We start from the raw sequence: 12,911 nt of genomic DNA, 5'->3' as shown, positions 1-12,911 counted from the left end.
CATGTCCGTCGTTCAAGCCCCGCCCGCCCCTCTCCTCGACGAAACACCGGTCAGCCTGTGGCGCGATGCCTGGTACCGGCTGAAGCGAAACCGTCTGGCGATCATCGGCCTCTGCGTCATCGTGCTGCTCGCCTTCGTCGCCCTGTTCGGCCCGTACCTGACGCCCTACGACTTCCTCGGGCAGGATCTCGAGGCGCGCAATCAGGCGCCGTCGCTCGCCCACCTCTTCGGTACCGACGATCTCGGCCGCGACGTCTTCAGCCGCGTAGTCTACGGTACGAGAACCGCCTTTCTCGTTGCTGTGGTGGTAACGACCATCGCGGTTGTGCTGGGGACGGTGCTCGGCGCGGTCGCCGGTTTCTTCGGCAATCCGTTCGACCGGGTGATTATGTGGCTGACCGACGTGACCATGTCGGTGCCGAACCTGCTCCTCGTGGTCGTGATCAACGCGTCGCTGAAGACGCCGATCGCCCAGTGGATGGAGGCGCGCTATCTCGAAACCCTCAATCCCTTCTATCGCGAGACGGTGTGGATCGATTTCCTTCTGGTCTTCGGCTCCATGGCGCTGATTTCCTGGCCGCCCTATGCGCGCCTGGTGCGCGCCCAGGTGCTGTCGATCCGCAGCCGCCCCTATATCACCGCCGCCCAGGCACTCGGCCTTTCCAACCGCATCATCCTGACGCGTTATGTGATCCCCAACGCGCTCGGGCCGTTGATCGTCGCCGTCAGCGCCGGCCTCGGCACTGCAATGGTGCTCGAAAGCGCCTTCTCGTTCCTCGGCGTCGGCGTCAATCCGCCGACCCCGAGTTGGGGCAACATGATTTCGGATGGCTTGCGCGTCTGGCAGCACTACCCGCATCTGCTTGCGGCACCCGCGGCCGTTCTCGGTCTCGCATCCGTCGCTTTCTCTTTCCTCGGCGACGGCCTCAACGATGCTCTGAACCCGCGAGGCAGCAAATGATGAGTGCGAAAACGGAAAATCGCCTGCTCGACGTCAAAGGGCTGACGATCGAAATCGAGACGCGGAGCGGCCCCGCGGTCATCGTCGACGGTATCGACCTTCACGTCGACAAGGGGGAGACGCTCGGCGTCGTCGGCGAGTCCGGCTGCGGCAAGAGCCTCACCATGCTGAGCCTGATGCGGCTGTTGCCCAACAAGATCCGGGTCGCCAAGGGCGAAGCGCAGTTCGACGGTCGTGACTTGCAGACGATGTCGAACCGGGAGCTCAGGAAGGTGCGTGGCGGCGACATCGGCTTCGTCTTCCAGGACCCGATGACCTCGCTCAATCCGGTGATGCGGATCGGCGACCAGCTTGCCGAACCGCTGATTTATCATCGTGGCATGAGCAGACGAGACGCGCGCGAAAGAGCCATCGAACTGCTGCGCCTCGTCGGCATTCCGGGGCCCGAAGAGCGCATCCAGGCCTATCCGCACGAATTGTCCGGCGGCATGCGCCAGCGGGTGATGATCGCCATCGGTCTCGCCTGCGAGCCGAAGCTCTTGATCGCCGACGAACCGACGACGGCGCTCGACGTGACCATCCAGGCGCAGATCGTCGATCTGGTGAAGGGCCTGCGCGAAAAGCTCGGCATGTCGGTGGTCTGGATCACCCACGACCTTGCGCTGATTGCCGGCCTCGTCGATCGCGTCGTCGTGCTTTACGCCGGCACCGTCGTCGAGGATGCACCGGTCGACGAACTCTATGCCAATCCGCGTCACCCCTATACGCACGGGCTGCTCGCCTCTATCCCGAAGCTCTCCGATCAGCCGGCATCGCGTCTGAACTCGATCGGCGGTACACCGCCGGAACCTGGCCGCAGGCCCGAGGGCTGTCCCTTCGCGCCGCGCTGTCCGCTGGCCATGGATGTCTGTCGCACGCATGTGCCGAAGCTCGAGCCCATCTCAGCCGCGGGCAGCCACCGGGCCGCCTGCTTTGCCGTCGAAAAAGCCCGGGAGGCCGCCTGATGGGTGCTCAGCCACTTCTGAAGATCGAAAACCTGGTGAAGCACTTCCACGTCCGGCTCGGCGCCTTCGGTGAACGGTCGGCGACCGTGCACGCCCTCGATGACATCAGCCTCGATATTCTCGAGGGCGAGACCTTGAGCCTCGTCGGCGAATCCGGCTGTGGCAAGTCCACCACCGGCTTCACCATCCTCAACCTGCACCGGGCGACGTCCGGCAAGGTTCTCTACAAGGGCCAGGACCTGACCGCACTCGACGAGAAGCGGATGCGGCCATTCCGGCGCGATCTGCAGATCGTCTTCCAGGATCCCTATTCGACGCTCAATCCGCGCATGACGGTCGGCGAAGCGATCGGCGAGCCGATCCTCTTCCACAAACTCGCGACCAAGGCCGAACTCGAGAAAAAGGTCGCGGCACTGCTCACCGATGTCGGCCTGCCGCCGCGCTTTGCCTCGCGCTATCCGCACGAGCTTTCCGGCGGTCAGCGCCAGCGCGTGGTGATCGCCCGGGCGCTAGCCTGCCAGCCGAAATTCATCGTCTGCGACGAGGCGATCTCGGCCCTTGATGTGTCGATCCAGGCCCAGATCATCAACCTGCTCCTCGATCTGCAGGAGAAATACGGGCTCACCTACCTATTCATCGCCCACGACCTGGCTGTCGTGCGGCACATCTCGACACGCGTCGGCGTCATGTATCTCGGGCGCTTAGCAGAGCTTGCCAGCCGCGACGAGCTCTTCGAGACGCCTCTCCACCCCTATACGAAGGCGCTGCTTTCGGCCGTGCCGGAGACCGATCCGGAACATGAGCGCAGCCGCAAGCGTCAGATCCTCGACGGCGACGTGCCGAGCCCGCTCGCGCCGCCCTTGGGTTGTCGATTCCATACGCGTTGCCCGATCGCCATGGAGGTCTGCAGCCGGGTGGTTCCGAAGTGGAAGGAGGCGCGTCCGGGGCATCTCGTCGCCTGCCACGCCGTGAACGGCGAATAGAGCCATGGCCATTCGCGTCGCCATCGTTGCCGATGACCTGACGGGCGCCCTCGATACCGGAACGCCCTTCGTCGAGGCGGGGCTGAGCGTGGCCGTAGCGCTCGACGTCGGTGCGATCGAGGCAACGATTGCGACGGGCGCGGAGGTGGTCGTCGTCAATACGGTGTCACGCGCGCTCGATCCCCTCCAGGCTGCAGACCGCGTCAGGCAGGCAACGGCCGCCCTTTGCCGCCCCTCGCCCGAATTCGTCCTGAAGAAGATCGACTCGCGGCTCAAGGGCAATGTCGCGGCCGAGAGCGCAGCGCTCGCCCTTGCTTTCGGCCGCCACCGCTTGGCTGTCGCTCCTGCCGTGCCCGACCAGCGACGCTACACCCGCGAAGCCCACGTCGTCGGCTTCGGCATCGCCGAACCGCTGCCGATAGCGCCGCTCTTCTCCGGTCCCGCATTGGACGTTGAGATCGCCGACGCGGCCTCTGACGAAGACCTTGATGGCATAGTCGAAAGCCTTGACTGGTCGACGACGATCGCGGTCGGGGCACGCGGCCTCGGGCGCGCGCTTGCCCGGCGGCTCGCCTGGCACGCGTCGCCGACACCTTTCGAACCTTCGGAGCGGACGCTCTTTGCCTTTGGATCGCGCGACCCGATCACCGAAGCGCAGATGGCGGTGCTTCTCGAGAGCGACCTGATTGCCAGTCACTGCAATGCACCGGCAGGCGACGTGCCGGCCGACGGCGATCCGGCACGGCTGCCAATGCTTCTGAGATGTACGGGCCCGTTGACCGACCCATCGGAGATTGTGGCGAAACGCTTTGCGAAGGGCGTTTCGCGCATCGTCGCCGCCACCATGCCAGACATGCTGATGATGGGCGGCGGCGACACGGCCTATGCTATCCTGCGGTCGCTGGGTGCTGGCGTCCTTTTGCCGAAGAGCGAGATCGAGGCCGGCATCCCCTGGTTCGAGACAGTGCGCCCGAACGGCGGCCGGATGCGCTGCGCGGTAAAGTCGGGGGGCTTCGGCAATGCGCAATCTCTGCTAAAGGTTTTGCAGGATGCGCCGGATTTGCGGTACGTCGGGCGATGAACAGGATGGATAAGAGAATGGCGGAGAATGTCGGCGTTGGCCAGGAGGCGGCAGCCGAAGCGAAAACCGAACGCGGCAAGTCGGTGAAACTCGTCGACCGCGTCTTCGACCAGTTGCACGAGCGGATTCGCACCGGCAACTACGCGCCGGACTCGCGGCTTCCGGGCGAACACGAACTCGCATCGATGCTGGGCGTTTCCCGCCCCGTCGTGCGCGATGCGCTCGGCCGCCTGCGCGAACAGGGCATGATCTATTCGCGTCAGGGCGCCGGCACCTTCGTCAGCGCCCAGGTCTCGGCCGCCGCCCAGCTTGCCTATTCACCCGTCAAATCGATCGCCGATATCCAGCGTTGTTATGAATTCCGCCTGACGATCGAGCCCGCCGCCGCCTACTATGCCGCCCAGCGACGCGACGAGGCGGCGATCGCAAGAATCGCGGCGGCGCTTGCCGAACTGCGCGAGGCGACCAGCCATCAGTTGCACCGCACGGACGCCGATTTCCTCTTTCACAAAGCGGTCGCCGAAGCGGCGAACAACCACTACTACACAGCCTCGCTCGAAGCCTTGAGAGCCCACATCGCCGTGGGCATGCACCTTCATGGCCTGTCGCTGATGGGTCCGCGGCCCGGCCTTGAGCAGGTCTACGAGGAACACCGCCAGATCTACCGCGCCGTTCAAGAGGGCCGCGCCGAAGACGCTCGCGAGCTGATGCGCAAACACCTCGAAGGTTCGCGCGATCGGCTCTTCGAGGGCAGGGTCCTCGATCTTTCCTTTTAGGCAAGAAGAAACTCAGCGAACGAAAAAGCCCGGCACAGAAGTGCCGGGCAGGAAGCAGGGTTTTGGCAATCCCTGCGGGGAAGCTAGGTTTGGCGGAGTTCGCGGATGCCGGCGGCTGCGGTCGATCAGTCCTGATCCTCCAGCCGCCCCACCCTTGGGAGCCTATCGCCCATAGGCACCGGCCGGCGCACCCTCGACGGCGCGCCGCTTGAACTGGCGGATCGACGCGTTCATCCAGATCATCGAGATCGCGACGATCGCGAAGAGCAGCATGAAACAGCTCGACCAGAGGCCGGTCCAGTCCTTGAGGAAGCCGAAGGCGACCGGCAGGATGAAGCCGCCGAGGCCGCCCATCATGCCGACGACGCCGCCGACCGCGCCGACATGCTCCGGATAATAGGCGGGAATGTGCTTGTAGACGGCCGCCTTGCCGAGACTCATGACGAAGCCGAGCACGAAGGTGACGCCGACGAAGACGACCGGAGTGATCTGGAGCAAGGTGCCGCCCTCAGGCACGGAGAGAATGAGCGTTGCCACGGCGGACACGGCGAACATCGCATACATGATCTTGCGCGCGCCGATCCTGTCGGAAAGCGCGCCGCCATAAGCGCGGAAAATGCTGCCGGGAATGGAGTAGGCCGCGGCGATCATGCCCGCCGTCTCGATGTTGAAACCGTAAACGCCGACCAGGTAACGCGGCAGCCACAGCGCCAGGGCAACGAAGCCGCCGAAAGCGAAGAAGTAGTAAAGCGAGAAGCGCCAGACCTGGACATTCCTGAGCGGGGCGAATTCGCTGAGGAAGCTCCTGCGCGGCTGGTTCACCTCGCGGCGGGCGCGGAACTTCGGGTCGTCCTCGGTCGTGAACCAGAAGACGATTGCGGTGAGCAAGAGCACGGCCGCCCAAACCTCTGCAACCATTTGCCAGCCGAATGCAACGAGAACGAACGGCGCCAGAAACTTGGTCACCGCCGCACCGACATTGCCGGCACCGAAGATGCCGAGTGCCGTGCCCTGCTTTTCCGGCGGGAAGAACGGCGAGACATAGGCCACGCCGACGGCGAAGGAGCCGCCCGCAAGGCCGACGCCGAGGCCGGCGAGCAGCATCTCGGGAAAGGTCGTTGCATGGGCAAGGAGGAAGGTCGAGAGTGCGGCCGCCACCATGGTGACCGTATAGACGAGCCGGCCGCCATAGCGGTTGGTCCAGATACCAAGCACGATACGGATCAGCGAGCCGGTGAGGATTGGCATGCCGATCAGAAGACCGAACTGCGCTTCGCTGAGGCCAAGCTCCTGCTTGATGCGCACGCCGATGATGGAAAAAATCGTCCACACGGCAAAACAGATGGTGAAGGCGGTCGTCGAGACCCACAGGGCGCGCGCCTGTTGCTTTGCTGTAATCTTCTGTGTCTCGTGAACAGCGGACATAGCTTCTCCCGGCGCAACAGCGCCATTCGATCGTTGATCCTGGAAATGCCCCGAACAAAGCGCCTCGCTTGATCAGCGATTGGCGCTTCCACCGTGCTTAAGCAACTTTGCTTCTGGTGCGCGACATTGGGCACCGCCGGCGGCCTGCTCGGGCTCGGTTTAAGGAACGCAAGTGACGTGCCAACTGAAGACTTCCGGGAAAATAAAACGAATTCAAATGATTGCCCTGCCAAGCAATCAAGGTCCGCACTTGAGGTGCTTAAATATTAGCCCGACACACCAGCCGTGATGAATTAATGGGCATGAACTAAGATCCCAACTGCATCGAGCTTCGCTGCAGCCCAGTTTGCCCCTTACAATGAGAGGCCAGACAGAAGTGCAGACCTCGTGCGGTCTGCGCCGGACGGGCAGGCGCTTGTGGCGGCCTGCCCGGCGAAATCGGTACAAAATACGCAACGAAATCCACGTTGCGCTGCAACACTCACCGTTCGAGCGCAGGAAAGTAATTTATTAACCTTTATAATAGATTACGTGCATGTGCATGCTTTGGTTGCAAGACCTTGCAGACATCCATGGCGAACGAACGCGACCACTGCCGCGCGAATGACTCGATCGGTACTTCTCACAGCTTTACCGGACAGGGGACATGACGACTTCCTGGATTTCGTTTTGACAGGAGGATCGGATGAACCGAATTTCAATTTCTCTCAAAGCGTCGCTGGTCGGCGCCTTCGCCTTGCTGCTGCTGCTGCTTGTCGGGCAGGGCCTCTTTGCTCTGTCACTCGTCGGCGGGGTCTATGAGGACGTCGAGACTCTGGCGACCCGCTGGGTGCCCAGCGTCGACATCACCAACAAGATCAACACGGCCATTTCTGACCTTCGCGGCTCGCAAAACCGCCATATTGTGAACCGCACGGACGCCGGCATGAAGCGCGCCGACGAGGCAATCGCCGCCGATGTCAAGAAGCTCGTCGAGAGAATGAAGATCTATGACGGGCTGGTTTCCGGATCGGAAGAGCGCGCGCTCTACGGCAAGTTCAAGGACGTGCTCGCCACCTATCTGAAGCAGCATGACGAGCTGATCGCGATGTCCCGCGCCGGCAAGAAAGACGAGGCGGGGGAGTTCCTGACAAGCGCCATGCGTCAGAGCTATAATGAACTGGATAAGCTCGCCGACGGCTTCCGCGATATCAATCTTGCCGGCGCGAAACAGAGCTACTTAGATAGTACGGCCGATTTCGCCAGTGCCCGCCTCACGACATTCGTGCTGCTCGGCATCGCCTGCCTTTCCGGACTCGGCGCCATGGCCTTTGCAATCGTTGGCATCTCGCGGCCGATCAATCGCACGACCGAGGTGATGCGCACGCTTTCTGACGGCGATCTCTCGGTCGAGATCCCCTTCACCGACCGGACCAACGAAATCGGCGAGATGGCGCGGGCCGTCGAGGTGTTCAAGCAGAACGGCATCAGGGTGCGCGAGCTGAACGCCCAGGAAGCGGCGCTGCAGGCGAAAAGCGCTGACCTGCAGTCGAGCATCGGTCAGGTCGTCTCGGCGGCGGTTGCCGGCGACTTCACCAAGCGCATCAGCAAGGCCTATGAAAACGCCGATCTCGACCGCTTCGCTGCCCAGGTCAACGAGCTCATCACCTCCGTCGACCGCGGCGTTGCCGAGACCCGCCGCGTCATCGCGGCGCTGGCCAAGGGTGATCTGACCGAAACGATGCGCGGCGAGTTCCAAGGCGCCTTCGGCGAGCTCAAGGACAACGTCAATCAGACGATGACGAATCTGCGCTCGGTGCTCGGTGAGGTACGCACCGCGATCGACACGATCAATGGCGGCGCCGGCGAGATGCGCATTGCCTCGGGCGACCTCTCGAAGCGCACCGAGCAGCAGGCCGCCTCCCTGGAAGAAACCTCTTCGGCGCTCGAGGAGATCACCGCCGCGGTGAAGAGCTCGACCGAGCGGGCGCTCGAGGCAAGCCACATGGTCGACGAGGCGCGGAAAAGCACCGAGCAGTCGAGCGCCGTCGTCAAGGATGCGGTCTCGGCGATGGGCAAGATCGAGCAGGCTTCCGGCGAAATCGGCCAGATCATCAACGTCATCGACGAGATCGCCTTCCAGACCAATCTCCTGGCGCTCAATGCCGGCGTCGAGGCGGCGCGCGCCGGCGAGGCCGGCAAGGGCTTTGCCGTCGTTGCCCAGGAGGTGCGCGAGCTGGCACAGCGTTCGGCCAATGCCGCGAAGGACATCAAGGCGCTAATCTCGCGTTCGGGCGAGCAAGTCGGCGCTGGGGTGAAGCTGGTGACGGCGACCGGCGCGGCGCTGACCCTCATCGAGAGCCATGTGATCAAGGTCAACGAGCACGTGCATTCGATCGCGACTGCCGCGCGCGAGCAGTCGACTGGACTGTCGGAGGTCAGCACGGCGGTCAACCAGATGGACCAGGTGACGCAGCAGAATGCGGCGATGGTGGAGGAATCGACGGCGGCGACCAACCGACTGGCCGACGAGGCGGCGAACCTCGCCCGACTGATCGCCCGCTTCCAGCTCGAAATCGGCGCAGCTCCGCGCGCTGCCGGCGCCGGCACGCGGCCAGTCGCCTCACCCGCTCGGGCCCTCACCCGTAAGCTCGCCGGCGCCTTCGGCGGCCGTGCGGCAACAGCCGCCGCCGCGGATTGGGAGGAGTTCTGACCGGGGGGCCGTCTCTCTTCCGGAAGGCAGGGCAACCAGCAATTCTGCACGATAGTCGATCCACGGGTCCACGAAGGGGCAGCGGCAACGCCGTTGCCCCTTCGCCGAGAACCGGCTGTTGCCCTCGGGAATCGCAACGAAACCGCCAAGCGCCTGCAGCAGGCCGAAAACGATGCCGAAGGCGAGAAGTCTGCGCAGGAAAGACTCGCCGCGAGGGTATCGGCGCTCGCGCCAACGCTTCTAGATAAAAACGCCTTCTAGATAAAATGGAATTACCAGATGGACCGCTAAGGCGAAGGCGAGGCCGAGCGGAACCGCCGCCGCGAATACCGTGCTCGCAGCCGCCGAGGCGGCAGAGTGGCGGCCAGCGCCAAGGTGACGGGCCAGCAAGGTGGCGAGACCGAAACCCAGCCCCTGCCCCACGGCCGAGACCGTGAGGAAAAGCGGCATGACGAGGCTGACGCCTGCGAGCGCCTCCGGTCCGAGAGCGCCGACGAAGAGACCTTTGATCGTATGGTGCCCGGCACTCGCGGTAAGTGGCTTTCCGAGCGGAGGTGATGACGGTCGCACCCGACCTCGCGTGGAGGGCAGGACCAGGCATCGAACACTCAGCTGGCCCGGTCGGGAACCGCTCGCGCGCGATTTCGTTCTCCCTTGTGACAAACGGAGTGTTGTACGATGTTCACCCGAAATGATCGCCAAACGCCCGAAAAGCGGGCCTCAGTCAGCTTCCCAATCGGGGTCCTGCTGCTCGCCATTTGCGCCATCTTCGTCTACCTGACGATCGGCGGCGGCCTCTTGGAGGACGGAACCGACGCGGTTGTCTACACGCCGCAGGTCGCAGACACGACCGGTAGGTGAATAGCCTGGATGCGAAGGTCCGACAAACGGTCGCGCGTCACCATCAGGCAAATCATTTCTGTAGGAACAATCGCAAGAACAGTGGGTTGTGCCGTCATATCAGGAGTTCCAGACGATGACACCCGACCCTCTTGGCCCCGGCCCCGGCCCCGGACCGGGAATAATCCCGCCCAATCCGGTCCCGCCGCTCGGCATTCCCGATCCGCCGACAAAAGAGCCGCAACCGGACAAGCTTCCCGACGAAGAGCCCGGTAAGCCTCCACGGGAAACGGAAGAACCTCCAAACGCGACCGAAAAAACCGGCGGTTTCCTGTAAGTCATCCGCTTTTGCAAGCGTGCGCGCTGACAAGACACCAGCCCGTTCCGGGGTCGCATCAATACAAGCGGCGATAGACGCTTGGGAACGAAGAGCATCGGCGGCAGTTAGGTGCGCCAAAAGCCAAGGGACGCCGACATGTTCAAGGCATGGAACGAATGCGTCATCGTGGATTTACCCGCTCTCGACGGTGTCCAGATCGTCTGGACACCGGCTGAAGCGGCAAGATTGCTCAGCGAGCATTGGCCGGTTACCCACGGGCGCGCCTACAACGCTGCCCTTAACGCCTGTACCGATGCCATGCTGGGAACCGCCTCAGACGATCAAGCGCGGCGGACCTTTATCGCCGCGGTCGAGGAGGCGAAAATCAGGACGATGCGGTGAGCCCACCACGCGCGGGCCGCCGCCCGCGACGTCGAGCGACGATATAACCCGATCCGCCAGAACCATCAACGCTCGTCGTCCGTCACCTTCGGGGGAACGCGGCCGGTATGGTGGACAGGATTGTCCTTTCCGCCTGCTTCAGTCGGCGTCTCGCGCCGCTCCGCAGTTCCGCTTCTGGCCGGCGGCCCGTCAGCCTGCTCGGTACCGGACTCCCGAGCCTGATCTGACAAGGGCTTCGGCTCCACAGGCATCTCCTTCGAATCCGGCTTCCACGTCGGAGACGGCATCGGCTGATTTGTGAGCTCGTCGCGCTTGGGATTGCTCATCGTCGTGATCCTCCTGCTCAGAGATTGAACCCCCGGTCCGCCCGAAGGTTCCTTGCCGCCGTCGAGCGTCTCGCAAATGGAACCTATCTTTTGACAAGTCCGTTCGGGTGGCGCCAAACTGCTTACAAAGGAGCGATTTCAGGTGGCGAAGGACGTTTCGGGCGAGGTAAAAGAAGCTCCAGATCAATTGCTGACAGCGCGACGCTCGCGGGCATTCGTCATCCTTGTCGCGATCGCGGCCGGAATCGTCGTCTGCTACCTGTTGGCCCTGCCCTTCCTGCCTGCCCTGACCTGGGCCTTGGTCCTTGCGATCATGTTCCACCCGCTTCACCGGCGGATCTCGAAGGACCTGCGCTATCCGGAAATCGCCGCCGCCGCGACCGTGGCAATCGCCGCTTTCATTGTCGCCGTGCCACTCACCTTGATTGCCGAGCGGCTGGTCAATGAGGCTGCCAGAGGCGCGCAGATCGTCGCGGAAGCGCTGAGGACCGGGAGTTGGCGCGACACCATCGCGAGCTATCCGCGCCTCGGGCTGGTCCTGCTCTGGATCGAAACCCAACTTGACCTTGCCGGCCTCGCAGGCAATGCCGCAACACTGCTTACCAATTTCAGTGCGTCCCTCGTCCGCCGCTCGGTGGCGCAGATCGTCGATGTCGTCCTGACGTTCTACTTCCTGTTCTATTTCCTGCGCGACGGGCGCGAAGCCTTGAACATGCTCAAGAACTACTCTCCTCTGACCTCCGCAGAGATGAACAAGCTGTTCCTTCGCGTCAGCGAAACGGTCCATGCGATCGTTTTCGGAACCTTCGCCGTGGCGGTCGTGCAGGGGATGTTGGGCGGTCTGATGTTCTGGCTGCTTGGTCTGCCGTCGCCGCTGCTCTGGGGTCTGGCCATGGGCCTACTGGCGATGGTGCCGGTTCTCGGCGCCTTCATCGTCTGGATTCCGGCCGCGCTGTCGCTCGCCTTGACCGGTGAATGGGGCAAGGCGTTGATCCTGACAGTCTGGGGAGCCGGCGTGGTCGCGACGGTGGACAATCTGCTCTATCCGATGTTCGTCGGAGATCGGCTGAAGCTGCACACGGTGTTGGCATTCATGAGCATGATCGGCGGTATCATCGTTTTCGGGCCGGCGGGATTAGTGATCGGGCCGGTGATCTTCACGATGACACTGCTGTTGCTCGACATCTGGCGCGCTCACAACAAAGAAACCGACATATAGTCAATCGCCGCATCGTCCATGTCAGCTTCGCTACCGCAGAACTGCTGTTGCCTCGTTGCCATGGAGTTGCTCCGCCCTCCGCGCGCCTCCTTTGGCAGGCGGCTCGATTTCCAGCTCCACCAGGATCGGGAGATGATCGGATGCGACCCGCGCCAGCGCACTACTGTGCACCTTGCATCCGCCCACGCCTATCCCTTTGCCGACGAAGACGTGATCGAGCCGCAGGAGCGGCAGTCGGGAGGGGAAGGTTGGGCGCGGCTTGGCATTCGACTGGAGTTGCACGTCCTTCATATGCGCGGCCAACAGCTTGTAGGCGGCCGAGCGTGCAATGGCGTTGAGGTCGCCCGCCAGGATCACCCGCGAGTCCGCCTGCGCAATTCCGCCGAGCCAGCCGGGGCCGAGCAAGGTCGTTGCCTGACGGACCCGTTCCGAACCGCGCAGCCCGAGATGCGTGACGATGACCTGAAGCGTGATGTCAGCGAGCTCTATCTCCACCCAGAGCGCACCGCGCGGCTCTCCGGACGACGGCAGCACGCCCGCCTTGACCAGGCGCATCGGCAAGGCCGTCAGTACCGCGTCGCCGTACCGCTCGTCTTTCAGGTGAAGGGCGGGATGAAAGTGCGCCTCCATGTTGAGGTGCGTGGCGATCATATGCGCCTGGTCCACGCCGCCGCTGCGAGCACGGCCGACGTCCACCTCCTGCAGGGCTATGATGTCGGGCCGGCATTCGCTGATGACCGCGGCGATGCGCGCCGGGTCGAGCTTTCGGTCGGTCCCGAAGCAGCTGTGGACGTTGTAGGTCAGGAAACGTAGCGGTCGAGGCATGATCCAGTTTCGGCCCTGTCTTGCCGTTCGGGAACACGCGGGACCTGCTTTTCGTTCC

General features: G+C 63.4%; 14 protein-coding genes. 10 read left to right on the top strand and 4 right to left on the bottom strand.

Translation table 11 applies throughout. The features are described 5' to 3' along the window. The first annotated feature begins 1 nt into the window (after window position 1). Genes CO676_RS27600 through CO676_RS27580 form a run of 5 tightly spaced genes read left to right on the top strand, consistent with a single transcriptional unit; the run spans window position 2 to window position 4,805 of the window. Window positions 2-961: an ABC transporter permease gene (locus CO676_RS27600; protein WP_097523426.1), complete on the top strand. Its 960-nt coding sequence runs from the start codon at window positions 2-4 to the stop codon at window positions 959-961. Then, window positions 958-1,965: an ABC transporter ATP-binding protein gene (locus CO676_RS27595; RefSeq protein ID WP_179875670.1), complete on the top strand. Its 1,008-nt coding sequence runs from the start codon at window positions 958-960 to the stop codon at window positions 1,963-1,965. Before CO676_RS27600 ends, CO676_RS27595 begins: the two co-directional genes overlap by 4 nt. Then, window positions 1,965-2,948, top strand: coding sequence for an oligopeptide/dipeptide ABC transporter ATP-binding protein (locus CO676_RS27590; protein WP_097523425.1), 984 nt, complete (start codon window positions 1,965-1,967; stop codon window positions 2,946-2,948). Before CO676_RS27595 ends, CO676_RS27590 begins: the two co-directional genes overlap by 1 nt. 4 nt (window positions 2,949-2,952) lie before the next feature. Continuing rightward, on the top strand, window positions 2,953-4,029 hold the full coding sequence (locus CO676_RS27585) for a four-carbon acid sugar kinase family protein (RefSeq protein ID WP_097523424.1): 1,077 nt from the start codon (window positions 2,953-2,955) through the stop codon (window positions 4,027-4,029). Between the two features lie 17 nt (window positions 4,030-4,046). Continuing rightward, complete coding sequence (locus tag CO676_RS27580) at window positions 4,047-4,805, top strand: FadR/GntR family transcriptional regulator (RefSeq protein WP_014762047.1); 759 nt, start codon at window positions 4,047-4,049, stop codon at window positions 4,803-4,805. Window positions 4,806-4,967: 162 nt separating this feature from the next. Here the strand turns inward: CO676_RS27580 and CO676_RS27575 are convergent, their stop codons facing one another. Beyond that, window positions 4,968-6,230 (bottom strand): nitrate/nitrite transporter, encoded by a 1,263-nt coding sequence (locus tag CO676_RS27575; RefSeq protein ID WP_014762048.1) that lies wholly within the window; start codon window positions 6,228-6,230, stop codon window positions 4,968-4,970. Between the two features lie 685 nt (window positions 6,231-6,915). Between CO676_RS27575 and CO676_RS27570 the strand changes: the two genes are divergently transcribed. Next, window positions 6,916-8,922 carry a methyl-accepting chemotaxis protein gene (locus CO676_RS27570; RefSeq protein ID WP_097523423.1) on the top strand — a complete coding sequence of 669 codons (2,007 nt, stop codon included), beginning with the start codon at window positions 6,916-6,918 and terminating at the stop codon, window positions 8,920-8,922. A 240-nt stretch (window positions 8,923-9,162) separates the two neighbouring features. Here CO676_RS27570 and CO676_RS27565 read toward each other — a convergent pair whose 3' ends face one another. Further along, window positions 9,163-9,492 carry an MATE family efflux transporter gene (locus CO676_RS27565; protein ID WP_014762050.1) on the bottom strand — a complete coding sequence of 110 codons (330 nt, stop codon included), beginning with the start codon at window positions 9,490-9,492 and terminating at the stop codon, window positions 9,163-9,165. A gap of 108 nt (window positions 9,493-9,600) precedes the next feature. Here CO676_RS27565 and CO676_RS27560 point away from each other — a divergent pair, with 108 nt between their 5' ends. The 3 genes from CO676_RS27560 (at window position 9,601) to CO676_RS27550 (ending at window position 10,483) form a co-directional block, all read left to right on the top strand. Beyond that, window positions 9,601-9,783: a hypothetical protein gene (locus tag CO676_RS27560; protein ID WP_014762051.1), complete on the top strand. Its 183-nt coding sequence runs from the start codon at window positions 9,601-9,603 to the stop codon at window positions 9,781-9,783. A gap of 115 nt (window positions 9,784-9,898) precedes the next feature. Continuing rightward, window positions 9,899-10,099, top strand: a complete 201-nt coding sequence (locus CO676_RS27555) for a hypothetical protein (protein ID WP_097523442.1) — start codon at window positions 9,899-9,901, stop codon at window positions 10,097-10,099. A 138-nt stretch (window positions 10,100-10,237) separates the two neighbouring features. Next, complete coding sequence (locus CO676_RS27550; RefSeq protein WP_097523441.1) at window positions 10,238-10,483, top strand: DUF982 domain-containing protein; 246 nt, start codon at window positions 10,238-10,240, stop codon at window positions 10,481-10,483. A gap of 65 nt (window positions 10,484-10,548) precedes the next feature. On the opposite strand, the gene CO676_RS27545 is transcribed toward CO676_RS27550, so the two are convergent. Then, a complete protein-coding gene (locus CO676_RS27545; protein ID WP_097523422.1) occupies window positions 10,549-10,809 on the bottom strand; it encodes a hypothetical protein in 261 nt (86 codons plus the stop codon). 142 nt (window positions 10,810-10,951) lie between these two features. Between CO676_RS27545 and CO676_RS27540 the strand changes: the two genes are divergently transcribed. Further along, window positions 10,952-12,028, top strand: a complete 1,077-nt coding sequence (locus CO676_RS27540; RefSeq protein WP_097523421.1) for an AI-2E family transporter — start codon at window positions 10,952-10,954, stop codon at window positions 12,026-12,028. Between the two features lie 30 nt (window positions 12,029-12,058). On the opposite strand, the gene CO676_RS27535 is transcribed toward CO676_RS27540, so the two are convergent. Beyond that, entirely contained in the window at window positions 12,059-12,853 is a 795-nt protein-coding gene (locus CO676_RS27535; protein ID WP_097523420.1) for an endonuclease/exonuclease/phosphatase family protein, read from the bottom strand. Window positions 12,854-12,911 lie beyond the last annotated feature (58 nt).

It is taken from the genome of Sinorhizobium sp. BJ1 (assembly GCF_002531555.1).
GTDB classification, from domain to species: Bacteria; Pseudomonadota; Alphaproteobacteria; order Rhizobiales; family Rhizobiaceae; genus Sinorhizobium; species Sinorhizobium fredii_B.
The sequence above is the reverse complement of the archived record's forward strand: the minus strand, read 5'-3'. Positions and strand labels throughout refer to the sequence as shown.

Bases quoted from the DNA above. Each gene is read 5' to 3' on its own strand.
- CO676_RS27575 (WP_014762048.1), bottom strand. From the start codon at position 6,230: ATGTCCGCTGTTCACGAGACACAGAAGATTACAGCAAAGCAACAGGCG.
- CO676_RS27535 (WP_097523420.1), bottom strand. From the start codon at position 12,853: ATGCCTCGACCGCTACGTTTCCTGACCTACAACGTCCACAGCTGCTTC.
- CO676_RS27585 (WP_097523424.1), top strand. From the start codon at position 2,953: ATGGCCATTCGCGTCGCCATCGTTGCCGATGACCTGACGGGCGCCCTC.
- CO676_RS27570 (WP_097523423.1), top strand. From the start codon at position 6,916: ATGAACCGAATTTCAATTTCTCTCAAAGCGTCGCTGGTCGGCGCCTTC.
- CO676_RS27545 (WP_097523422.1), bottom strand. From the start codon at position 10,809: ATGAGCAATCCCAAGCGCGACGAGCTCACAAATCAGCCGATGCCGTCT.
- CO676_RS27595 (WP_179875670.1), top strand. From the start codon at position 958: ATGATGAGTGCGAAAACGGAAAATCGCCTGCTCGACGTCAAAGGGCTG.
- CO676_RS27555 (WP_097523442.1), top strand. From the start codon at position 9,899: ATGACACCCGACCCTCTTGGCCCCGGCCCCGGCCCCGGACCGGGAATA.
- CO676_RS27550 (WP_097523441.1), top strand. From the start codon at position 10,238: ATGTTCAAGGCATGGAACGAATGCGTCATCGTGGATTTACCCGCTCTC.
- CO676_RS27560 (WP_014762051.1), top strand. From the start codon at position 9,601: ATGTTCACCCGAAATGATCGCCAAACGCCCGAAAAGCGGGCCTCAGTC.
- CO676_RS27600 (WP_097523426.1), top strand. From the start codon at position 2: ATGTCCGTCGTTCAAGCCCCGCCCGCCCCTCTCCTCGACGAAACACCG.
- CO676_RS27590 (WP_097523425.1), top strand. From the start codon at position 1,965: ATGGGTGCTCAGCCACTTCTGAAGATCGAAAACCTGGTGAAGCACTTC.
- CO676_RS27580 (WP_014762047.1), top strand. From the start codon at position 4,047: ATGGCGGAGAATGTCGGCGTTGGCCAGGAGGCGGCAGCCGAAGCGAAA.